Source organism: Pseudooceanicola sp. NS-SX9, assembly GCF_057380705.1.
Genome location: NZ_JBXXRN010000006.1, coordinates 137,197 through 158,419 on the forward strand (window position 1 = coordinate 137,197; position 21,223 = coordinate 158,419).

The following is a 21,223-nucleotide window of genomic DNA, read 5'->3' on the forward strand; positions in this document are numbered from 1 at the left end:
CCGATCAGGATCCCGCCCATGACCCAGCCGCTTCTGCAGATCGAAGGCCTGCGCATCGAGGTCGAAAAGGACGGCACCTGGTCCGAGATCCTGCACGGCGTCTCGCTCGATCTGCACCGGGGCGAGATCCTGGGCGTGATCGGCGAAAGCGGCGCCGGCAAGTCGACCATCGGTCTGGCGGCCCTGGGATATGTGCGCAAGGGCGGGCGGTTCTCGGGCGGGACGGTGCATCTGGATGGCACCGAGATGCTGGGCGCCCCGGTGCATGTGCAGGAAAAGATGCGCGGCATGAGGGTGGCCTACGTGGCGCAATCGGCCGCCAGCCATTTCAACCCGGCCCATACCATCGGGGACCAGTTCGCCGAGGTGCTGCGGATGCGCAGCCGGATGAAGCGCCGCGACATTGCCCGCAAGGCCGCCGCTCTTTATGCCGAGCTGGGCCTGCCCGACCCCGAGAGCATCGGCAACCGCTATCCCCACCAGCTGTCGGGCGGCCAGTTGCAGCGGGCGATGATCGCCATGGCCATGGCGACCGACCCGGATCTGCTGATCTTCGATGAACCGACCACCGCGCTGGATGTGACCACGCAGCTGGACGTGCTGGGCTGCGTCAAGCGGGCGCTGACGCGGTCAGGGGCGGCGGCGCTTTACATCACCCATGACCTGGCGCTGGTGGCGCAGATCGCCGACCGCATCATGGTCATGCGCCATGGCGCGGTGGTGGAAAGCGCACCGACCCGGCAATTGCTGGCGGCGCCGCAGCAGGACTATACCCGCGCCCTTCTGGCCGGGGTAAAGACCGAACGCGCTGCCCCCTTTGTTGCGGCGGCAGGCGCGAAGGCGCTGCTGCGGCTCGACAACATCACCGCCAGCTATGCCTCGGGTGGCAAGCAGGTGCTGCGCGATGTGACCGTGCATGTGCACCGTGGCGAAACCGTGGCCATCGTGGGCGAAAGCGGCTCGGGCAAGTCGACGCTGACGCGCTCGGTCATGGGGCTGTTGCCGCCGTCGAACGGGGCGATGGTCTTTGACGGCCAGCAGCTGTTGCCTAAGCTGGAAAACCGCCGGCCCGAGGTGCTGCAGCGCATCCAGCTGGTGCATCAGCTGCCGGACCTGGCGCTGAACGGGGCGCAGCGCGTCGGCACCATCATCGGCCGCCCGCTGGAGAAGTTCCGTGGCCTGAAGGGCGGTGCGCAGAAGGCCCGTGTGGCCGAGCTGCTGCGCCTGCTGGAGCTGCCCGAGGACTATGCCCGCCGCTATCCCCACCAGCTGTCGGGGGGCGAAAAGCAGCGGGTCGCCATCGCCCGGGCGCTGGCCGCCGAACCCGAGCTGCTGATCTGCGACGAGGTCACCTCGGCGCTGGACCAGCTGGTGGCGGCGGGGGTGCTGCGGATCCTGCGGCGCCTGAAAGAGGACCTGGGCCTGTCGATGATCTTCATCACCCATGACATGGCCACCGTGCGCGAGATCGCCGATACCGTCGTCGTCATGCGGCAGGGGGCGGTGGTCAACCACGGGCCGGTGGGCGATGTGCTCGATGCGCCGCAAGAGGCCTATACCCGCACCCTGGTCGAGGCCGCCCCGGAGATGGATCCCGACTGGATCACCCGCGTGCGCCCGGATTTCCAGACCCGCACCGGCACCTGAGACGCAAGGCGAGAGGACACCAAGATGACTGCACCGGGAAACCTGCTGGTCCTGCTGTCGGACGAACATGCGATCACCGCGATGGGCATCGCGCAGGGGGATGTGCGGGTGCATACCCCGAACCTCGACCGGCTGGCGGCCCGCGGCGTGCGCTTTGCCGAGGCGATCACGCCCTGCCCGATCTGCGTGCCCGCCCGCGCCGCCTTCGCCACCGGCCGTCGCGTGCAGGACATCCGGCTGTGGGACAATGCCATGCCCTATACCGGGACGCCGCGCGGCTGGGGCCATGCCCTGCAGGCCGCCGGCATCCGGGTCGAGAGCATCGGCAAGCTGCATTACCGCAACACCACCGACGACACCGGCTTTGACGCCCAGCACCTGCCGATGCATGTGGCGGGCGGCCATGGCATGGTCTACGGGTCGGTCCGGCGCGCCGGCGAACGGCGCGAACAGCGCAGCACCCGGATGCTGGGCGATTACATCGGCCCCGGCGACAGCCCCTATACCGAATATGATGCCCGGGTCACCGAACGGGCCTGCGACTGGCTGGCCGAGGCCGCGGGGCGTCCCGATCCCTGGTGCCTCTATGTCGGATTGGTGGCGCCGCATTTTCCGCTGATCGTGCCACAGGCCTTCCTGGACCTTTATCCCGAAGGCGCGCTGCCGCCGCTGCGGCTGCATCCGCGCGATGGCTATGTGCAGCACCCCTGGGTGGCGCTGCAGGACGCGGCCTTCATCGGCGATGACGGCATGCGCGACGAGGCCGAGCGCCAGCTGGCACGCCGCGTCTACTACGGGCTGTGCAGCTATCTGGATCACAACATCGGCCGGATCCTTGACACGCTGGAGGCCACGGGCCTGAGCGCGCGCACCACGATCATCTACAGCAGCGACCATGGCGACAATGTCGGGACACGCGGGCTGTGGGGCAAGGCGAATTTCTACCGCGAAAGCGTCTCGGTGCCGTTGATCGTGGCGGGGCCGGGCCTGCCGCAGGGCCAGCTTTGCCAGACCCCGGCGACGCTGCTGGATATTTCCGAGACGATCCTGGACCATTTCGGCCTAGCGCCCGAGGGGCATCGCCCGGGCGTATCGCTCTACCGGCTGATCGCGCAGCCTGCCGACCCCGAGCGCGTCGTCTTCAGCGAATATCACGCGGTGGGGGCGGTGTCGGGTGGGTACATGGTGCAGAAGGGGGGCTGGAAGCTGATCCATTACCAGGGCTTCCCGCCCGAGATCTTCGATCTGAACACCGATCCCGGCGAGGTCCGCAACCTGGCCTTCGCCCCCGAAGCCCAGGACAAGCGCGCCGAGCTTTATGCCGCGCTGCACGCGATCTGCAATCCGGCCGAGGTCGATGCCATGGCCTTCGAGGATCAGGATGCGCTGGTGGCCTCCTACGGCGGACGCGAGGCGGCGCTGAAGGTCGGATCCCCCGGGGCCACGCCGCCGCCCCGCGCCTGACGCGCCGGCCTGCATCCTTGGGTTGAAAGGCCGATCATCCGGCGTAAACTGGCGCGGACGCGGCCCGATCCGGGGCCGCCGCATGCGGGAGGGCAGGCGATGCGCAGGGGTCTGGTCCCGCTGACGGCGCTGGCGATGCTGGCCTTCGCGGCGAATTCGCTGCTGAACCGCCAGGCGCTGTCGGATGGCAGCATCGGGCCCGCGGGCTTTGCCGCAGTGCGGATGCTGGCGGGGACGGCGATGCTGATGGCGCTTCTGGCGCTGCGCAACCGCGGTCTGCCGCGCGGCCCGCGTCCCGACCTTCCGGCGGTGCTGGGACTGGCGCTTTACATGACCGGCTTTTCCCAGGCCTATGTTGCGATGGATGCCGGGCTGGGCGCGCTGGTGTTGTTCGGCGGCGTGCAGCTGACGATGTTCACCGGGGCCGTCGCGCAGGGCGAACGTCCGCCGCTGCGGCGCTGGCTGGGCATGGCGCTGTCGATGGCGGGGCTGGCGGTGCTGGTGCGTCCCGGTGCCCCGGGCGGGCTGGTGCCACTGCTGACAATGGCCGGCGCTGCGGTGGGCTGGGGCCTTTATTCACTGCGTGGACGCGGGGTGCGTGACCCGGTGGCAGCTTCGGCCTGGAATTTCGCCGGGGCGTTGCCGCTGGTGCTGGTGGTGGCCTTGCTGCATCCCGACGGGGGGACGTTCAACCGTCAGGGCATCGCGCTGGCGGTGGTGTCGGGGGCGGGCACATCGGCCCTGGGTTATGTGTTGTGGTATGCACTGCTGCCGCGTCTGGGCGTGGCACGGGCGTCACTGGCACAGCTGTCGGTGCCGGTTCTGGCGCTGGTGCTGGCGGCGCTGATGCTGGACGAGCCGATCCGAGCCCCGGCGATGCTGGCGGCGCTGATGATCCTTGGGGGGATCGCCGCGGGCCTGGCTCCGCCGCGGCGGCGTCGGGATATCTGATAATCCACATTATGTTGTGAATACCGGCTCCGCACAGGGCGGGCCGGTTCCGTCGCGCCGTCTGCGGCCCGGCTCCGAAGGCTGCTGACGGCGGCACGGCGTCTCAGGTGGCCGCTGCTTCGGCCAGACCGGCCACCGCGACCAGCGCCCGCAGCGCCGCCCGCTGACCGCGCAGCGACAGTTCGGGGGCCACGTCGATCCATTCCTCCAGCGTGTGCGCGCCGCCACCGGCACCACCATGAGAGAACTTTACCGCCGGAATGCCCAGCGACATCGGGATGTTGGCATCGGTCGAAGAGGCATCCGTCACCGGTGTGAACCCTTCCGAGCGGATCGCGGCCAGGCTGGCCTGCACGATCCAGGCGTCCGGCGGGGTGGATCCGGCGGGACGCGCACCCAGGGGGATGATCTCGGCGCTGACGGCGCCATGGGCGGTGCCGCAGCGGCGGTTCTCGGCATCGACGGCCCTGGTCACCAGCGCCCGCAGGGCGTCGTCGAGGCGGGCCAGCACCTCCCCGTCACCCGAGCGCAGATCGACACCCAGGGCGACCTCCTCGGGGATGGCATTGATCGAGGTCCCGCCCGACAGGGTGCTGGCGCAAAACGAACTGCGCGGTGTCTGGGGCACCTGCAGCGCCGCCATGCCGGTCAGCACGCTGCCAAGCGCATAGGCCGGGTTCGGTCGACCGAAATCCCCCAGGCTGTGGCCGCCGGGGCCGCGCAGCACCACCCGGTGCCGCAGAGAGCCAATGGCGCCGATGGTCAGATCCTCGGTCTCGATACCGTCGAAGGTGAAGAAGCCGGCGATGCGGTCCTTCCAGGCCCCGTCGTGGAACAGGTGGCGCATGCCGCGCAGATCCCCCAGCCCCTCTTCGCCGACATCGGCAACGAAAAGGATATCCATCGCGGTCTCCACGCCGCCCGCATTCAGGGCCCGCAGATAGGCCAGCAGGCTGGCCAGCCCCCGGGTGTCGTCGCCGATCCCCGGCGCCCGCAGGATCGACCCTTCGCGCCGCACGGTGACATCCGTGCCGGCCGGAAAGACGGTGTCGAGATGCGCCGAGGCGACGATCAACGGGCCGCCTTCGGGGGCGGTGCCGCGACGCAGGGCGCAGACATTGCCGATGCCGTCGATCTCGGGCGTCAGACCCTCGGCGCGCAGCATCTGCGCAAAGGCTGCGGCCCGGGCGGCTTCGGCGAAGGGGGGCGCCGGGATCTCGGTCAGCGCGACGATGTCCTCGACAAAGCGCTCATGGGTGGCCTCCAGATGCGCCAGTGCGGCGCGCAGGGCTGCGGTGTCGGGAAGAAGATCGGTGTCTGTCATGGTCCGTCCGGCCCTGGGGCCGTCCTCTTGCATTGGATCTGCGCCGTCAGTGGCGCCGCGTCGTGAACAGGGGCGCAGCCCGGGCCGTAGAGGCCACGCAGGACAGGCCGGGCCCTCGCGCCTCGGGATGCCCTTCGGCCAGCCCCCGCCCTGGTCCTCTCTTCCTCGCGTGCCGGGGCCGGCAAGGGAATGAAAATCCGCGATTTTCACGGCCATTTCCGCGACAGGCAGCCAGGGCGATAGCAAATGTTGCAAACCGCCCCCGCATCCCCGGATCGGGCCCGGCTGCTTTCATCTTTCCCCAAATATGCACTGTCGTCCGGCCCGCCACCGCCCCGCCATTCAGCTCAGCAGAGTCCGCGTCATCTCTTCCAGGATGGGCCGCACCGCCAGCACGGCCCGCCCGGTTCCGCCTTCCGCCCCGCGTCCCGATACCAGCTGGATCTCGCGTCGCAGGCCGGGCTCCAGGGTGGCCACCTGCAAGCCTTCGGGCCGGAAATGCGCCAGGGTCGAGCGCGGCAGGATCGAACTGCCCAAACCGGCCTGCACCAGCTGCAGCACCAGCAGGAACGAGCTCGCCTCGGCCACCACCTGCAGCTCGACACCGCGCGCCTGTGCGGCGCCGTCGATCAGCGTCCGCAGGCCGTTTTCGGCGCTCGGCAGCACCAGCCGCATGCCCTCCAGCGCCGAGACCGTCACCCTGCTTCCCGGCAGCTCCGGGCCCACCAGCATCAGCTCTTCCGTCAGCAGCGTCTCGGCTGGAAGGCGCAGCAGCGGGCTGCGGTAGGCCAGCGCCAGGTCGACCTCGCCGGAATGCAGCCAGTCGTGCAGGTGGCGGGTATAGCCCTCGGCCACCGCCAGACGGATCTGCGGATAGCGCTCGGCGACAGCGATGAATAAGGGCCGCGCCAGGATCGCCGCCGCCGAGGGCACCAGCCCCACCGTCACCCGCCCCTGCGGCACGTCCTCAAGGCCGCGCACGTCCTCGAACCCCTGTTCCAGCTGGCGCAGCAGCCCGCCCACCTTCTGCCGCAGCAGCACCCCCGCCGGTGTCAGCGCCATCCCCGCGCGCGAGCGCACGAACAGCTGCTGGCCCACTTCGTCCTCCAGCAGGCGGATCTGCCGCGACAGTGCCGGTTGCGCGATGCGCAGCGCCACCGAGGCCGCCGTCAGCGATCCGCTTTGCGCCACCTGCAGGAAGGTCTGCAGCCGGGAAAGATCCATCCATGCAATCCTGTTATAGATATGTTGCCATCATTGTATTTTCGCGATTGATACGAAAGCGGTATCTGCAAGGCAACATTGATCCCCGGGACCCCAGGCCATGAGCACCGCCAGCACCGACATTTCCATCCACCACGGCCAGGCCGGATTTTCCCGCGTCTGCATGGCGCTGGTGCTGTGCGGGGCGACGGCGTTCTCGTCGCTTTACGTGGTGCAGCCGCTGCTGCCGGTCTTCGTGACCGATTTCGCCATCACGCCCGCGCAGGCGGGCCTTAGCCTCAGCCTGTCGACGCTGGGTCTGCTGATCGGGCTGTTCGTGGTGGGGACGGTGTCGGATGCGCTTGGGCGCAAGCCGGTGATTCTTGCCTCGACGCTGGTGACGGCGGTGCTGATGCTGGCGCTGGCCTGCGCGCGGGACTGGACGATGTTCCTGGTGATCCGCTTCGTCATGGGGCTGATGCTGGGGGGCGTGACCTCGGTCATCCTGACCTGGCTGGCCGAGGAGATCGCCAGCGAAAGCGTCGGCCGCGCCGTGGGCTACGTGCTGGCGGGCAATTCGGTCGGCGGCATGATCGCAAGGATGCTGGCGGGCGCCACGGTCGACAGCTACGGCTGGCGGGTGATCATGGTGGCGATCGGCCTGTTCGCGCTGTTCTCGGCGGCGCTCTTGCTGCTGTGGCTGCCGAAGGCGCGCCATTTCCACCCGTCCGAGCGCGGCCGGGGCGGCCTGTTCGCGGGCTATGCCGACCACCTGCGCCAGCCGGTGCTGCGGCGCGCCTATGGCCAGGGCTTCCTGCTGATGTTCTGCTTCGTGGGCTTCTTCAACACCATCGGCTTTCACCTGCTGGAGCCCGCCTATGGCCTGAGCCAGGTCGCCGTGGGCATGGTGTCGATCGTCTTCCTGCCTTCCAGCTATGCCGCCGTCGCCGCCGGACGGTTGAGCGGGCGGATCGGGGCGGGGCGGGCCTCGGTCCTCTTCATCTCGGTGGTGCTGGCGGGGCTGGCGCTGTGCCTGGTGCCGTCGCTGCCGGTCGTCTGCCTGGGCACGCTGATGTTCACCATGGGCTTTTTCGGCGCCCATTCCATCGCCACCTCGACCGTCGGGCGCAGCGTGACGCGCAACCGTGGCCAGGCAACGGCGCTGTATCAGATCTTCTTCTACACCGGCGCCAGCCTGTCGGGCATTGCCGCCGCGCTGGCCTGGCAGGCCGATGGCTGGTGGGTGGTGATCGTGCTGCTGGGCCTTGCCGCCGCCGCCGCCCTGGCGCTGAAACCGCGCCTGCCCTTCATCGCCTGACGGAAAAAGTCCGGCCGGTTCCGCAGGAGCCGACCGGACAGTTTTGCGCCACCGGTCCGAGCCTCGCAGCGGCCCGGGAAGGAGATACGGCAGACGCATCGGGTGCGGAGCGGGCCGGGGCGTGTCCCCCTGCGGCCTGTCCGGAAACCGGTGCGATCCCGACCTTTCAGGGCCGGATCGCGACGTGTCCCGCGCGTCTTCGGCCACATTCGGGGAATTGTCACGCACTGAACGCGCCAGTTCAGAAAATTTCGTCCAATCTTCACAAATGCGGCACTTTTGGGCAGTTGCGCCTGCCGGAACGACGGCTGCGGAAAGGGGCAGATCGCAGGTTCCCCTTGTGTTCCGATTTGGTTACGTTGTGTCCGACAGGGAAGGACCAGACATGCGCGACTCCGTGGGATCATATCTGGACGGGCTGAACCCCGAACAGCGGGCCGCCGCCGTCTTCGGGCTGGAGGGCGCAGTTCCGCCGCCGCCGCTGCTGGTGATCGCGGGGGCGGGGTCAGGCAAGACGGGGACGCTGGCGCATCGGGTGGCGCATCTGCTGGTGCAGGGGGCCGATCCGCAGCGCATCCTGCTGATGACCTTCTCGCGCCGGGCCGCGCGGGAGCTGGCGCAGCGGGTCGAACGCATCACCGCGCGCGCCTTCGGCACCGGCATCGCCCCCGAGGCGCTGAACTGGGCCGGCACCTTCCACGCCATCGGCGCCCGCATCCTGCGCGAGCACGCCCTGTCGATCGGCCTGTCGCCGGAATTCTCGATCCACGACCGCGAGGACAGCGCCGATCTGATGAACCTGTGCCGTCATGGCCTGGGGCTGAACCAGACCGAAAAGCGCTTTCCCGCCAAGGGCACCTGCCTGTCGATCTATTCCCGCGCCATCAATGCCGAAGAGCCCCTTGCCATCGTGCTGCGCGACCACTTCCCCTGGTGCGCCACCTGGGAGGCCGAGCTGAAGCGCCTGTTCTCCGCCTATGTCGCGGCCAAGCAGGCGCAGAACGTGCTGGATTACGACGACCTGTTGCTGGCCTGGGCACAGGTCATGTCAGATGCCGATTTCGCCGCCCATATCGGCGGGCAGTGGGACCATGTGCTGATCGACGAATACCAGGACACCAACCGCCTGCAGGCCCGCATCCTGATGGCGCTGAAGCCCGATGGCCGCGGCCTGACGGTGGTGGGCGACGACGCCCAGTCGATCTATGCCTTCCGCGCCGCCACCGTGCGCAACATCCTGGATTTCCCGCAGGCCTTCGATCCGCCGGCGCAGGTGATCACGCTGTCGCGCAACTACCGGTCCAGCGCGCCCATCCTGGCGGCCTCGAATGCGGTCATCGCCCGCGCCCGGGAACGCTATGCCAAGGACCTCTGGAGCGCGCGGACCGCGGGCGGCAAGCCGCGGCTGATCACCACCAACACCGAGGCCGAGCAGGCCCGTTTCATGGTCGACCGGATCCTTGACGACCGAGAGGCGGGCGTGGCGCTGAAGGAGCAGGCGGTGCTGTTCCGCACCTCCAGCCATTCCGCCCAGCTTGAGGCCGAGCTGACGCGCCGCAACGTGCCCTTCGTCAAGTTCGGCGGGCTCAAGTTCCTCGACAGCGCCCATGTGAAGGACCTGCTGTCCTTCCTGCGGCTGATGCGCAATCCGCGCGACCGGGTGGCGGGGTTCCGGGTGCTGCAGCTGATCCCCGGGGTGGGGCCGAAGGCCGCCGGACGGATCCTCGATGCGCTGGATCTGGCCCCCGATCCCCGCGCCGCCCTGCCCGATGTCGCGGCCCCGCCGCGCGCCGGTGACGACTGGCCCGCCTTCGTCGCGGCCCTTGCCACCCAGGCGCCCTGGCCCGCCGCCCTGGCCCTGGCCCGCGACTGGTACGAACCGCACCTGACCCGCCTGCACGAGGATGCCGAGGCCCGCCGCGCCGATCTGCTGCAGCTGGAACAGATCGCCCATGGCTACCCCTCGGCCGAGGCCTTCCTGACCGAACTGACCCTGGATCCCCCCGATGCCACCAGCGACCGCGCGGGCGTGCCGCTGAAGGATGACGACTATCTGATCCTGTCGACCATCCATTCCGCCAAGGGGCAGGAGTGGAAATCGGTCTATCTGCTGAACGTGGTCGATGGCTGCATCCCCTCGGATCTGGGCACCGGCACCACCGCCGAGATCGAGGAAGAGCGCCGCCTGCTCTATGTCGCGATGACGCGCGCCAAGGACCAGCTGACGCTGGGGGTGCCGCTGCGGTTTTACGTGACGCAGCAGACCCGCAACGGCGACCGGCATGTCTATGCGATGCGCTCGCGCTTTCTGCCAGCCGCGATCCTGGATCGGTTCGAGGTCGCCCACTGGGCGCCCACCCCGGTTGCGGGCACGGTCCCCGGCGCCCCGGCCGCCATCGATATTGCCGCCAAGATGCGCCAGATGTGGGACTGATCCGGGCGATATGCCAGAAAATGCGCACTCACGACAGCGTGAGGTGCTGTTTTTCCGTTCCCGATTTCGGATCAGAAGCCCTTGAAACAACGGCCCTCTTGCCGTGCCACGCGGGATGATGGCGCCGGGGTGGTCCTGACGTCACGCCCGGGATAATCTTGACTGAAGAAATCAGGAATTATACCAAGGGGTCAGCAGCAAGCTCCCCGTGCCGGCAGCAAGCATCGCGCTTTTCCCTTGTCCCCCCGGGTTTCCCATGCTGCTCAGCGATCGCTCATCAGGCGAGGCGCGCGACCCTGTCGCCCCCCATGCCCCCCTTTCAGGACCATCGTCCCGACCTGGCCCGTCGCGGACCGCCGTCCCCCTGCCCCGCATCGGCGGAGCGGGTCCCCTTCTTCTGCGAAAGTCTGCACGATGACCCCCGTTCTTACCCCCGAACAGATCCGCCTGGCCCGCCGCGACAGCACCCTGCGTGCGCGCGATCTGGCACAGGCCCTCAACATCACCGAAGCGGCGCTGGTCGCGGCCCATACCGGCCAGCCCGCCCCCTTCAGCGTCCTCCGCATCAAGGCCCAGCCCGATGACGTGATGCCGCTGATGGGGCGGCTGGGCCGGGTGATGACCCTGACCCGCAATGCCTCCTGCGTGCATGAACGCATCGGCACCTTCGGCGACTACCGCTCGGGCGCCAATGCGGCGCTGGTGCTGGGCAAGGAGATCGACACCCGCATCTTCCCGAAATTCTGGACCTACGGCTTTGCCGTGACCGAAGAGACCGACAAGGGCCCGCGCCGCTCGTTGCAGTTCTTCGACCTCTATGGCGAGGCGCTGCAAAAGATCTACCTGCGCGAGGGCTCGGACCTGGAGGCCTGGGACGATGTGGTTTCGCTGCTGCGCCTGGATGACCAGTCGGATGTGATCACACCCGAAACCGCCCCCGGCCCGGAAGGCGCGAAATCCGTGCCCGCCAAGCGCGACATCCTGGTGTCGGAATGGCAGGGCATGACCGACACCCATCAGTTCAACCGCATCTGCACCAAGCTGGGGATGAACCGTCTGGGCGCATACCGGCTGGCGGGCGCGCCCTTCGCGCGCCGCGTGGCGCCCGGTGCGGTGGCAGAGTGGCTGCAGGCGACCTCGGATGCGCATCAGAAGGTGATCCTGTTCGTCGGCAACCGCGGCCATATCCAGATCCACTGGGGGACGCTCGACAATATCAAGCCGATGGGCCCCTGGCTGAACGTGCTGGACCCGGCCTTCAACCTGCACCTGCGGGCCGACCACCTGGCCGAGGTCTATGTGGTTGAAAAACCCACGAAACGTGGCCCCGCAGTCTCGATCGAGGCCTTCGATCCCGCCGGGGATCTGATCTTCCAGTGCTTCGGTCAGCGCCATGATGATGCCGATGATCTGGCCACCTGGCACGGTATCCTCGATGCCATCCCGTCGCTGCGCGAGGCCGCCGAATGAGATCCGCGGCCCTTGCCCTGCTGGTCAGCCTTCTGCCGGTCGCGGCGGGGGCCGAAAGCTATCCCGAGGCCCGGCACATCGTCGCCATCGGCGGTTCGGTCACGGAAACGCTGTTCGCGCTTGGCGCCGGGGATCGGGTGATCGCGCGCGACACGACCTCTCGCTATCCGCAGGCCGCGCTGGCGCTGCCCGATGTGGGCTACATGCGCCAGCTCTCGGCCGAGGGGGTGCTGTCGGTGGGGCCGGACCTTGTGATCACACGCGATGGCGCCGGGCCCGCGACGGCGCTGGATCAGCTGAAGGGCGCCCGCGTGCCCCTGGTCGAGGTCCATGACGGCTTTACCGCCGCCAGCGTCCTGGCCCAGATCCGCGCCATCGGCGCGGCCATCGGCACCCCTGCCCGCGCCGAGGTCCTGGCGGCCGAGGAACAGGCCCGTTTCGATGCGCTGGCGCAGCAGGTCAAGGAGGGTCCGCATCCGCGGGTGATGTTCATCCTGTCGGATCAGGGCGGGCGGCTGAACGTGGCGGGCGGCGATACCGGGGCCGACGGGATCATCCGGCTGGCTGGCGGCATCAACGTCATGGGCCGGGCCTATGACGGCTATCGCACCGTCACGGACGAGGCCGTCATCGCCGCCGACCCCGAGGTGATCGTGATGATGACGCCGATCGGATCGGCGCAGATCGACGTGGCGGATGCCACCGTGCTGGCCCTGCCCGCCATCACCCGCACGGCCGCGGGGGCGGCGAAACGCATCATCCGGGTCGATCCGGCGGCGCTTGGCTTTGGCCCCCGGACCGCGGGCTTTGCCGAGGCGCTGCACGCAGCCCTCGGGCAGGGCTAGGCCATGGCTGTCCTTTCTGCCCCCCGCGCCGCCACCGGCGACCGTCGAAGCCGCGCCCGCGCCCTGCGCCTTGGCCTGATCGCGGCCCTGGCCGTGATGATGCTGCTGGGGCTGGGCTGGGGGGCTGCGGGCGATACCGATGTGGCGGGCGCCCTTCTTGCCCGGTTCGGTCTGGCCCAGGCCAGCCTGCGCGACAGCACCATCGTCTGGGACATCCGCCTGCCGCGGGTGCTGACGGCGGCGCTGGTGGGGGCGGCGCTGGCGGTCTCGGGGGCGGTGATGCAGGGCCTGTTCCGGAACCCGCTGGCCGATCCCGGGCTGGTTGGTGTCTCGGCGGGGGCGGCATTGGGGGCAGTGCTGGCGATCGTGCTGGGCGGGCTGCTGCCGGGCGCGCTGCTGGCGGGGCTGGGCGGCGCGCTGGTGCCGGTCGCGGCCTTCGCGGGCGGCTGGGGGGCGACGCTGCTGCTTTATGCCATCGCGACGCGGGGCGGGCGGACCTCGGTCGCGACGATGCTGCTGGCGGGGATCGCGCTGGCGGCGCTGACCGGCGCGCTGACGGGCCTGCTGGTCTACCGCGCCAACGACAGCCAGCTGCGCGACCTGACATTCTGGAGCATGGGATCCGTCGGCGGCGCCACCTGGGCCAGGCTGTGGGTCGCGGGGCCGATCATTGCGCTCGGGCTGCTTGCGGCCCCGCTGCTGGCGCGCGCCCTCGATGCGCTGGCCCTGGGCGAGGCCGTCGCCACCCACATGGGCATCGACACCCAGCGGATGAAGCGGCTGGCCATCCTGACGGTTGCGGCCTCGGGCGGGGCATCGGTGGCGATGACCGGTGGCATCGGCTTTGTCGGCATCGTGGTGCCGCATCTGCTGCGGCTGGTGCAGGGGCCGGAACACCGCCAGCTTCTGCCCAATGCGGCGCTGCTGGGGGCGGTCACGCTGATCGCGGCCGACATGATCTCGCGCGTGGTCGTGGCGCCGGCGGAACTGCCCATCGGCATCGTCACCGCGACCCTCGGCGGGCCGTTCTTCCTGTGGATCCTGCTGCGCAACCGCGCCCTTCTGGACATCTGACATGCTGAGCGCCACCGACCTTACCGTCACCTACGGCCGCGCCCGGGCGCTGGCGAGCGTCAGCTTTCAGGCGGAGCCGGGGCAGGTGACGGCCATCGTCGGCCCGAACGGATCGGGCAAGACCACCCTTCTGTCAGCCCTGGCGGGCGAGCGCGCCTATACCGGCACGATCCATCTGAACGGGCAGGACCTGCGGCACCTGTCGCCCGCCGCCCGCGCCCTGCAGCGCGCCGTGCTGCCGCAGGCCGCCAGCGTCGCCTTCCCGTTCACCCTGCTGGAACTGGTCCGCCTTGGCCTGAGCACCGGCCTGCCGCCCGAGGGCATCGCCCCCGATGCGCTGGTGCGCGCCGCCATCGCCCGCGTCGGCCTGTCGGGCCACGAGGCGCGTCTGGTGCAGCAGCTGTCGGGTGGCGAGGCGCAGCGCGCCCAGCTGGCCCGGGTACTGGTGCAGATCTGGCAGCCGGTGCTGGACGGCCAGCCGCGCTGGCTGCTGCTGGACGAGCCGGTCTCGGCGCTGGATATCGGGCATCAGCTGCAGATCATGCGGCTGGCGCAGGATTTCGCCCGCGCCGGCGGCGGCGTGGTGGCGGTGATGCATGATCTGAACCTGACCTCGATGTTTGCCGACCGCATCGCGCTTTTGTCCGGCGGCCGGCTGCGCCGCATCGGCACCCCGTCCGAGGTGCTGACCGACGAGGACCTGTCGGCCTGCTATGGCTGCCCCCTTCGGATCAACACGGCGCCCGGCCCCGGGCGGCCCTGGCTGCTGCCGCAGGCCAGCGGCTGACACCCCATTCGCCAGCCTGCCGCCAGCGTCTCCTTCCAACTGACACATGACACGCAAGGGCCCCCGATGCGGGGGGCCATCCAACGGAGAATTCCCATGACGCATGCACGTCACCGGCTGGTCGCGGGCACCGCGCTCGGCCTGCTGATCGCCACCGGCTCGGTCTCGCTCGCGCGGGCGCAGGACAGCGACGACACCACCGCGCTGGCGCCGATCACCGTCGAGGCGCAGGACGACGCCCCCGCCGGCACCAGCACCGCCAGGATCACCGAGGCCCAGCTGAAGCACAAGCAGCCCGCCACCGTCGCCAAGGCGGTCGAGGACGTTCCGGGCGTCAGCGTGGCGCGGGCCTCGGACCTGCTGACCTCGACCGTGACGATCCGCAATTTCGGCGGCAACTCGGCCATGCCCGACAGCCAGCAGGTGATCTATGCGCTGGACGGGACCTCGACCGCGGGCGGGAATTTCTACCGCAACTCGGCCGGTCAGATCGTGGACCCGGCGCTGCTGAAGTCGATCCAGGTGCTGAAGGGGCCTCTGGCCTCGCTGGAATACGGATCGGGTGTCGTCGGCGGTACCATCGCCATGCAGACGATCAACGCGGCCGACCTGACCGGCGACAAGGAAGGCTTCAAGGTGCGTCAGGTGATGGGCGCCAATTCCAACGGCGACGGCTGGAAGACCTCGACCACGCTGGCCTGGCAGCCGACGCAGAACTTCGACTTCCTGGCGAATTATTCGCGCAGCTATTCGAAGAACAAGAAGGACGGCAACGGAGACGAGATCGACCTGGGCGGCTACAACGTGCCTTCCGTGCTGCTGAAGGGCCGCTACCGCTTTGGCGAGAACCGCGACCAGGCGCTGACCTTCACCTATGACCAGTCCGAAAGCGTGCAGCAGAACGTGCCCTACGCAACCTCGAGCCCCCTTTCGGTCTTCGGCAACGTCAACCGCCACCGCAAGGGCAATGTCGCGAGCGTTGCCTATACCTACCAGCCCACCGGCAACCCGCTGGTCGATTTCGAGCTGAAGTATTCCCGGTCCCGCCAGAAATACCACATCGAGGGCCTGTCGACGATTTCCTCGATGTTCGCGGGCGATTACAGCGTCGATACCGATACGCTCAGCGCCAAGAACACCGCCCGCTTCAGCACCGGTGGCGTGGACCACACCCTGCGCGCGGGCGTCGAGATCGCGCATCAGGAACATGACGGCGTGATGAGCGGCGTCGCCGGGGCGGGCGAATACAACCGCCAGGCGCTCTTTGCCATCGACAAGATGGACTTTGGCCAGGGCTGGAGCGTCTCGGCCGCCGGGCGGCTTGAGAAACAGTCGCTTTACAACCTGCTGTCGACCTCCGGCACGGCGCTGGATGACATGGATGCCACGGCGCGCAGCGCGGGGCTGGGCGTGGAAAAGGTGCTGGGCCACGGCGTCACGGCCTATTCCTCGTTCACCTATTCCGAGGGGCTGACCCTGCCGGAATATGCGGGCTACACCCACAGCAACGGCGATTACTGGGGCGACAGCGTGTCGAAAAGCCGGACCTGGGAAACCGGGCTGCGCTATGCCGGTGCGGGCGTGCTGCAGGCGGGCGACAATCTGAGCGCGCAGATCGGCCTTTATCAGACCGACATCTGGGACAACAACGCCTATCCCAGCACCAATTACGAGCTTCTGTCCAGCCAGGGTCTGGAGGCGCAGCTGGCCTATCAGATAGCCAGCGGCTTCTATGGCCGGGCGGGCGTGACCACGACCTTCTCGAACAAGTACCGCAAGCGGACCTCGGCCAGCTGGGCGGATTACCAGTATGCCCTGACCGACCAGGCCAGCCTGACGCTGGGCCGGGTGATGCCGAACGGGCTGGATGTCAGCTGGACGCTGCGCGCGGGCAAAGCCCAGGACCTGGGCAGCCTGCATGAAACCGGCTGGGGCGTGAACGACATCGCCGTCAGCTATACCGTGCAAACCGGTCAACTGCAGGGGCTGCGCGTCGACTTCGGCGTCGACAACATCTTCAACCAGCAATACGTGACGCAATACACCACCACCGGCGCCTCCTATGCGGAATCCGGCCGGGACGTGAAGCTGACGCTGTCGAAGACGTTCTGATCCGCACGCTGTCCGGCCCGCTGGTGATCGCGGGCCGGACCTAGCGCGGCCGCACGGTGATCCCGTCCAGGAAGATATCCAGAAGACGCAGCACCTGGGCCCGCCAGTCGGGCCCGGGTTCGCGTGCATAGCACAGCGCATACATCGTCTGCAGCAGGTCCTCGGCCACCACGCCCTCGCGCACCGCGCCCTGGGCCGCCGCCTGCGCCAGCAGCCCGTTCAGCGCCGCCGTCACCCGATCCAGCCGGTCGGCATAGGCCTGCTTCGATTCCTCGCTCATCACCACCGAGAGCGCCCCCAGCATCCCCCGCTTGGTTTCCACCATCGCCACGTTCCCGTGCAGCCAGCCGCGCAGCGCCGCCACCGGATCGGGGCTGCCCTGCAGCGCCTCGGCCTGCTGGACCAGCGCCTCCAGATCGCGGGAAAACACCGCGTGAAACAGCGCCTCGCGGTTCGGGAAATGCCGGTAAAGGGTCCCGATTCCCACCCCCGCCTGCCGCGCCACGGCCTCCAGACTGGCGCCGGGGCCGCCCTGCCCAAGCACCTCGCGCGCGGCGGAAATCAGCCGTTCGCGGTTCTTCCGGGCATCGGCCCGGGGTTTTCTGGTGGCATCTTCCACGAAATCGTCATCCTGCCCTTGAAAACGGAGGGGCCCTCCGTATTTCTTGTCGCATCCGGGGACCACCTTACGGATTTCTTCGGCCGGGCGCGAGGGTCCGGCCACCAGCCATCGCCAAAGGAAGGGGGGACGCATGTCACTCTCCATCAGCCTGACCCTGAACGGGGCGGCGCGCGACATCGCGATCGACGATGTTCGCATGACGCTTCTGGATCTGCTTCGGGACCGCCTTAGCCTGCCGGGAACCAAGAAGGGCTGCGACCGCGGCCAGTGCGGCGCCTGTACCGTGCTGGTCAACGGGCGGCGCACCAATGCCTGCCTGACGCTGGCCGCGACGCTTGAGGGCGCGCAGATCACCACCATCGAAGGGCTGGCCCGGGACGGCGCGCTGCATCCCGTCCAGCAGGCCTTTATCGACAACGACGCCTTCCAGTGCGGCTATTGCACCCCCGGCCAGATCCTGAGCGCGGTGGGCTTGATCGCCGAAGGTCAGGCCGGCTGCGACCCCGAGCGCATCCGCGAAGGCATGAGCGGCAACATCTGCCGCTGCGCCGCCTATCACGGCATCACCCTTGCCGTGGCCGAGGCAACCGCGCAGATGACCCCTCTGACCAAGGGAGATGCCGCATGAAACCCTTTGATTTCGTGCAACCTTCCACCCTGCCCGAGGCCCTTGCCGCCTGGACCCCCAGTGCCGCCTGGCTGGGCGGGGGCACCAATCTGGTCGATCTGATGAAGACCGGCGTGGCGCTGCCGGACCGGGTGATCGACATCACCCGCCTGCCCGGCCTGTCGGGGATCGAGTTGTCGGTGGACGGCAGCGCCCGCATCGGTGCGCTGGTGCGCAATGCCGATCTGGCGCACGATCCGGCCTTTGCTGCGCGCTATCCCATGGTGGCCGAGGCGCTGCTGTCGGGCGCCTCCGGCCAGGTGCGCAATGCCGCGACGGTGGCGGGGAACCTGCTGCAAAAGACCCGCTGCCCCTGGTTCCAGCTGCCCGGCAGCGCCTGCAACCGCCGCGAGGCCGGATCGGGCTGCGATGCTGCGCAGGCCGCCCCCCAGGCGCTGCTGGGTGCCAGCGCCGCCTGTTCCGCCACCCATCCGTCGGATTTCTGCGTGCCCCTTGCCGCCCTTGATGCGGCGGTCGAGGTCGCAGGCCCCGCTGGCCCGCGCCGGATCCGGCTGGCGGATCTGCTGCGCCTGCCCGGCGATACGCCGCATCTTGAAACCGCGCTGCAGCCCGGAGAGCTGATCACCGCGCTTTGCCTGCCCGCAGGATCTGCCGCTTTCGCCGGCCATGCCCGCTATCTGAAAGTGCGAGAGCGCACCTCGTTTGCCTTCGCGCTGACCTCGGCCGCCGCGGCCCTGCGGATGGAGGGCCCCCGCATCGCCGAAGGCCGCCTGGCCCTGGGCGCTATCGCCCCCGTCCCCTGGCGGCTGGCCCGGGCCGAGGCGCTGATGACCGGCCAGATCCCCGATGCGGCCCTGTTTGCCCGCGTGGCCGAGGCCGCGCTTGAAGGCGCCAACCCGGCGCCCGATCTGGCCTGGAAACGCCGCCTGGCGCGCAGCACCGCGATCCGTGCGCTGGAACTGGCCGCCGCAGGCACGCCCGACGTTCTGCCCGCTCTGCCCGGCTCTGCCTTCACCCCCCTGACCCCGGAGGCCCGTCATGCCTGATACCGTCCAGCCCTTCCGCTTCGGCTCGAACGCCGGTCAGCCGGTGACGCGCCGCGATGGCCTGGCGAAGGTCACCGGCACCGCGACCTTTGCCGCCGACACCCTGCCGGACCACCTGCTGCACGCGGTCTGTGCCCCGGCCACCATCGCGCGCGGCCGCGTCACCCATCTGGATGTCGATGCGGCGCTGGCGCATCCCGGTGTCGTCCGCGTGCTGACACCGGCGAACCGTCCCCATCTGGAGGGCGATCCCAGCGAAAAGCCCACCTTCTTCTCGTTTCGGATCGAGGTCCTGCAGGACGATACGGTGCGCTATGCCGGTCAGCCCGTCGCCATGGTGCTGGCCGAAACCCCCGAAGCCGCAGCCGAGGGCGCCCGTCTGCTGAACCCGCAATACGCCATGGAACCGCCCCGGATCGCGCTGGACGATGGGCCCGCCTATGACGTGCAGCCCGGCGCCTTCGGCCGCCCCGCGCCGACGGTACATGGCGACATGGAGGCCGCCCGTGCCGCCGAGGCGCAGGGGATCGACGTCACCTACACCACCGCCGCGCAGTACCATAACGCCATGGAAACCCATGCTGTCGTGGCGCAATGGGACGGTGACCGGCTAACGCTCGACCTGCCCAGCCAGGCGCTGGTGATGTCCTGCGCGGCCTTCGCCTGGTTCTTCGGGATCCCGGCGGAAAACGTCACCCTGCGCAGCCCCTATCTGGGGGGTGGCTTTGGCTCGAAGGCCATTCCGATCGGGCCGCAGGTGCTGGCGATCCTGGCCGCGCGCGAGCTGCAGCGCCCGGTCAAGATGATGCTGCCGCGCGCCCAGATGTTCGGCCCCACGGGCCATCGCGGCGCCACCCGGCAGGACCTGCACCTGGGGCTCGACCGCGACGGCGCCCTGCTGGCTCTGGATCACGCAAGCCTTTCGGAAACCTCGATGTTCGACGATTTCCACGAACCGGCGGCGAATGCGTCCCAGGGGCTTTATGCGGCGCAGGCGCTGCGTTCGACCCATCGCGGGGTGCGGCTGGACGTGGGTACGCCGGGGCCGATGCGCGCCCCGGGCGAGGCCTCGGGCTCGGCCGCGCTGGAATGCGCCATGGACGAGATGGCCTGGCAGGCGGGCCTGGACCCGCTGGCCTTCCGCCTGAAGAACTATGCCGAGACCGAGCCGGGCACGGGGCGGCCGTTTTCCTCGAAGGCGCTCAGGGAATGCTACCAGAAGGGGGCCGAGGCCTTCGGCTGGGGCGCCCGGCCGCTGGCGCCCGGGCAGATGCGCAGCGCCGACGGCAAGCTGGTGGGCTGGGGCATGGGCACGGCGCTGTTCCCCGCGCCGATGTTCCAGGCCCAGGCCCGCGCCACGCTGCGCGCCGACGGCACCGCGCTGGTCGAGACCTCGGCTGCGGACATGGGCCAGGGCGCCTGGACGGCGCTGGCGCAGATTGCCGCCGATGCCCTGGGCCTGCCGCTTGAGAAGGTCGAGTTCCGCTCGGGCCATTCGTCGCTGCCCGACGGGGGCGTTGCGGGGGGCTCGGGTCATACGGCGACGGCCGGGGGCGCGCTGCACGCCGCCGGCACCGACGTGATCCGCCAGCTGGGAGAGATCGCCGCAGCCGATCCGGCCTCGCCGCTGTATGGTGCGGGCAATGCGGCCTTCGCGGGCCATGACGGGCGGCTGATCCTGGCGGAAGACCCCGCGCGCGGGGAACCCTTCGCGGCGATCCTGCAGCGGCACGGCGCCGATCTGGTGGGCAATGGCAGCGCCGCCCGTCCGCAGGAGGACGCCGAACGCCACGCCATGAGTTCTCATGGCGCGGTCTTTGCCGAGGTGATGGTGGACCCGGACCTGTGCCAGATGCGGGTGACGCGGCTGGTGGGCGCCTTTGCCGCCGGTCGGATCATCAACCCGCGGCTGGCCGAAAGCCAGCTATACGGCGGCATGATCTGGGGCATCGGCATGGCACTGCACGAAGAGGCGAAATACGACCCCCGCACGGGCCGGGTGCTGAACGCCGATCTGGCGGGCTACCATGTGCCGGTCAATGCCGACGTGGCGGGCCTGCAGGTCATCACCGTCCACGAGGACGACCCCCATGTGAACCTGCTGGGCATCAAGGGCGTCGGAGAGATCGGCGTCACCGGCACCGTGGGCGCCATCGGCAACGCCATCTGGCACGCCACCGGCCAGCGCATCCGCCGCTTCCCGATCCGCATCGAGGACCTGCTGCAGGGCTGATCCGGGCCGGGCCTGGCCAGTGCCGGCCGGTCGGCGCCGGTCAGGCCCGTTGATCCCTGCGCAGG

The 21,223-nt window shown here is 69.3% G+C and carries 16 protein-coding genes; 13 read left to right on the top strand and 3 right to left on the bottom strand.

Annotated elements, in window-relative coordinates:
• Nucleotides 1-18 precede the first annotated feature (18 nt).
• The 3 genes from AC2ITM_RS22645 to AC2ITM_RS22655 all read left to right on the top strand — a co-directional run bounded on the left by AC2ITM_RS22645 (nucleotide 19) and on the right by AC2ITM_RS22655 (nucleotide 4,062).
• Nucleotides 19-1,647, top strand: a complete 1,629-nt coding sequence (locus AC2ITM_RS22645) for an ABC transporter ATP-binding protein (RefSeq protein ID WP_486470474.1) — start codon at nucleotides 19-21, stop codon at nucleotides 1,645-1,647.
• A gap of 24 nt (nucleotides 1,648-1,671) precedes the next feature.
• Nucleotides 1,672-3,111, top strand: coding sequence for a sulfatase family protein (locus tag AC2ITM_RS22650; protein ID WP_486470475.1), 1,440 nt, complete (start codon nucleotides 1,672-1,674; stop codon nucleotides 3,109-3,111).
• 99 nt (nucleotides 3,112-3,210) lie between these two features.
• Entirely contained in the window at nucleotides 3,211-4,062 is an 852-nt protein-coding gene (locus AC2ITM_RS22655; protein WP_486470476.1) for a DMT family transporter, read from the top strand.
• A gap of 103 nt (nucleotides 4,063-4,165) precedes the next feature.
• On the opposite strand, the gene AC2ITM_RS22660 is transcribed toward AC2ITM_RS22655, so the two are convergent.
• The gene (locus tag AC2ITM_RS22660) at nucleotides 4,166-5,386 is read right to left on the bottom strand and encodes a M20/M25/M40 family metallo-hydrolase (protein WP_486470477.1); all 1,221 of its coding nucleotides are present in this window, start codon (nucleotides 5,384-5,386) and stop codon (nucleotides 4,166-4,168) included.
• A 342-nt stretch (nucleotides 5,387-5,728) separates the two neighbouring features.
• The gene (locus AC2ITM_RS22665; protein ID WP_486470478.1) at nucleotides 5,729-6,610 is read right to left on the bottom strand and encodes a LysR family transcriptional regulator; all 882 of its coding nucleotides are present in this window, start codon (nucleotides 6,608-6,610) and stop codon (nucleotides 5,729-5,731) included.
• A gap of 100 nt (nucleotides 6,611-6,710) precedes the next feature.
• Here AC2ITM_RS22665 and AC2ITM_RS22670 point away from each other — a divergent pair, with 100 nt between their 5' ends.
• The 7 genes from AC2ITM_RS22670 (at nucleotide 6,711) to AC2ITM_RS22700 (ending at nucleotide 16,629) form a co-directional block, all read left to right on the top strand.
• Nucleotides 6,711-7,907 (top strand): MFS transporter, encoded by a 1,197-nt coding sequence (locus AC2ITM_RS22670; protein ID WP_486470479.1) that lies wholly within the window; start codon nucleotides 6,711-6,713, stop codon nucleotides 7,905-7,907.
• A 385-nt stretch (nucleotides 7,908-8,292) separates the two neighbouring features.
• Nucleotides 8,293-10,341: an ATP-dependent helicase gene (locus AC2ITM_RS22675; protein WP_486470480.1), complete on the top strand. Its 2,049-nt coding sequence runs from the start codon at nucleotides 8,293-8,295 to the stop codon at nucleotides 10,339-10,341.
• A gap of 414 nt (nucleotides 10,342-10,755) precedes the next feature.
• Nucleotides 10,756-11,811 carry a hemin-degrading factor gene (locus AC2ITM_RS22680; RefSeq protein WP_486470481.1) on the top strand — a complete coding sequence of 352 codons (1,056 nt, stop codon included), beginning with the start codon at nucleotides 10,756-10,758 and terminating at the stop codon, nucleotides 11,809-11,811.
• Nucleotides 11,808-12,656 (top strand): heme/hemin ABC transporter substrate-binding protein, encoded by an 849-nt coding sequence (locus AC2ITM_RS22685; RefSeq protein ID WP_486470482.1) that lies wholly within the window; start codon nucleotides 11,808-11,810, stop codon nucleotides 12,654-12,656. The genes AC2ITM_RS22680 and AC2ITM_RS22685 overlap by 4 nt, the downstream gene beginning before the upstream one ends.
• 3 nt (nucleotides 12,657-12,659) lie before the next feature.
• The gene (locus tag AC2ITM_RS22690) at nucleotides 12,660-13,730 is read left to right on the top strand and encodes a FecCD family ABC transporter permease (RefSeq protein ID WP_486470483.1); all 1,071 of its coding nucleotides are present in this window, start codon (nucleotides 12,660-12,662) and stop codon (nucleotides 13,728-13,730) included.
• A gap of 1 nt (nucleotide 13,731) precedes the next feature.
• Nucleotides 13,732-14,517, top strand: a complete 786-nt coding sequence (locus AC2ITM_RS22695; RefSeq protein ID WP_486470484.1) for a heme ABC transporter ATP-binding protein — start codon at nucleotides 13,732-13,734, stop codon at nucleotides 14,515-14,517.
• Between the two features lie 96 nt (nucleotides 14,518-14,613).
• On the top strand, nucleotides 14,614-16,629 hold the full coding sequence (locus AC2ITM_RS22700; protein WP_486470485.1) for a TonB-dependent receptor domain-containing protein: 2,016 nt from the start codon (nucleotides 14,614-14,616) through the stop codon (nucleotides 16,627-16,629).
• A gap of 40 nt (nucleotides 16,630-16,669) precedes the next feature.
• Here the strand turns inward: AC2ITM_RS22700 and AC2ITM_RS22705 are convergent, their stop codons facing one another.
• Nucleotides 16,670-17,248, bottom strand: a complete 579-nt coding sequence (locus AC2ITM_RS22705; protein ID WP_486470486.1) for a TetR/AcrR family transcriptional regulator — start codon at nucleotides 17,246-17,248, stop codon at nucleotides 16,670-16,672.
• 133 nt (nucleotides 17,249-17,381) lie between these two features.
• Here AC2ITM_RS22705 and AC2ITM_RS22710 point away from each other — a divergent pair, with 133 nt between their 5' ends.
• The 3 genes from AC2ITM_RS22710 to AC2ITM_RS22720 are packed head-to-tail and all read left to right on the top strand — an operon-like array spanning nucleotide 17,382 to nucleotide 21,158.
• A complete protein-coding gene (locus AC2ITM_RS22710) occupies nucleotides 17,382-17,879 on the top strand; it encodes a (2Fe-2S)-binding protein (protein ID WP_486470487.1) in 498 nt (165 codons plus the stop codon).
• The gene (locus AC2ITM_RS22715) at nucleotides 17,876-18,925 is read left to right on the top strand and encodes an FAD binding domain-containing protein (RefSeq protein WP_486470488.1); all 1,050 of its coding nucleotides are present in this window, start codon (nucleotides 17,876-17,878) and stop codon (nucleotides 18,923-18,925) included. Before AC2ITM_RS22710 ends, AC2ITM_RS22715 begins: the two co-directional genes overlap by 4 nt.
• Nucleotides 18,918-21,158, top strand: a complete 2,241-nt coding sequence (locus AC2ITM_RS22720) for a xanthine dehydrogenase family protein molybdopterin-binding subunit (RefSeq protein WP_486470489.1) — start codon at nucleotides 18,918-18,920, stop codon at nucleotides 21,156-21,158. Before AC2ITM_RS22715 ends, AC2ITM_RS22720 begins: the two co-directional genes overlap by 8 nt.
• Nucleotides 21,159-21,223: the final 65 nt, after the last annotated feature.

Bases quoted from the DNA above. Each gene is read 5' to 3' on its own strand.
- AC2ITM_RS22655 (WP_486470476.1), top strand. From the start codon at position 3,211: ATGCGCAGGGGTCTGGTCCCGCTGACGGCGCTGGCGATGCTGGCCTTC.
- AC2ITM_RS22720 (WP_486470489.1), top strand. From the start codon at position 18,918: ATGCCTGATACCGTCCAGCCCTTCCGCTTCGGCTCGAACGCCGGTCAG.
- AC2ITM_RS22700 (WP_486470485.1), top strand. From the start codon at position 14,614: ATGACGCATGCACGTCACCGGCTGGTCGCGGGCACCGCGCTCGGCCTG.
- AC2ITM_RS22665 (WP_486470478.1), bottom strand. From the start codon at position 6,610: ATGGATCTTTCCCGGCTGCAGACCTTCCTGCAGGTGGCGCAAAGCGGA.
- AC2ITM_RS22690 (WP_486470483.1), top strand. From the start codon at position 12,660: ATGGCTGTCCTTTCTGCCCCCCGCGCCGCCACCGGCGACCGTCGAAGC.
- AC2ITM_RS22685 (WP_486470482.1), top strand. From the start codon at position 11,808: ATGAGATCCGCGGCCCTTGCCCTGCTGGTCAGCCTTCTGCCGGTCGCG.
- AC2ITM_RS22650 (WP_486470475.1), top strand. From the start codon at position 1,672: ATGACTGCACCGGGAAACCTGCTGGTCCTGCTGTCGGACGAACATGCG.
- AC2ITM_RS22670 (WP_486470479.1), top strand. From the start codon at position 6,711: ATGAGCACCGCCAGCACCGACATTTCCATCCACCACGGCCAGGCCGGA.
- AC2ITM_RS22680 (WP_486470481.1), top strand. From the start codon at position 10,756: ATGACCCCCGTTCTTACCCCCGAACAGATCCGCCTGGCCCGCCGCGAC.
- AC2ITM_RS22715 (WP_486470488.1), top strand. From the start codon at position 17,876: ATGAAACCCTTTGATTTCGTGCAACCTTCCACCCTGCCCGAGGCCCTT.
- AC2ITM_RS22675 (WP_486470480.1), top strand. From the start codon at position 8,293: ATGCGCGACTCCGTGGGATCATATCTGGACGGGCTGAACCCCGAACAG.
- AC2ITM_RS22660 (WP_486470477.1), bottom strand. From the start codon at position 5,386: ATGACAGACACCGATCTTCTTCCCGACACCGCAGCCCTGCGCGCCGCA.
- AC2ITM_RS22710 (WP_486470487.1), top strand. From the start codon at position 17,382: ATGTCACTCTCCATCAGCCTGACCCTGAACGGGGCGGCGCGCGACATC.
- AC2ITM_RS22695 (WP_486470484.1), top strand. From the start codon at position 13,732: ATGCTGAGCGCCACCGACCTTACCGTCACCTACGGCCGCGCCCGGGCG.
- AC2ITM_RS22645 (WP_486470474.1), top strand. From the start codon at position 19: ATGACCCAGCCGCTTCTGCAGATCGAAGGCCTGCGCATCGAGGTCGAA.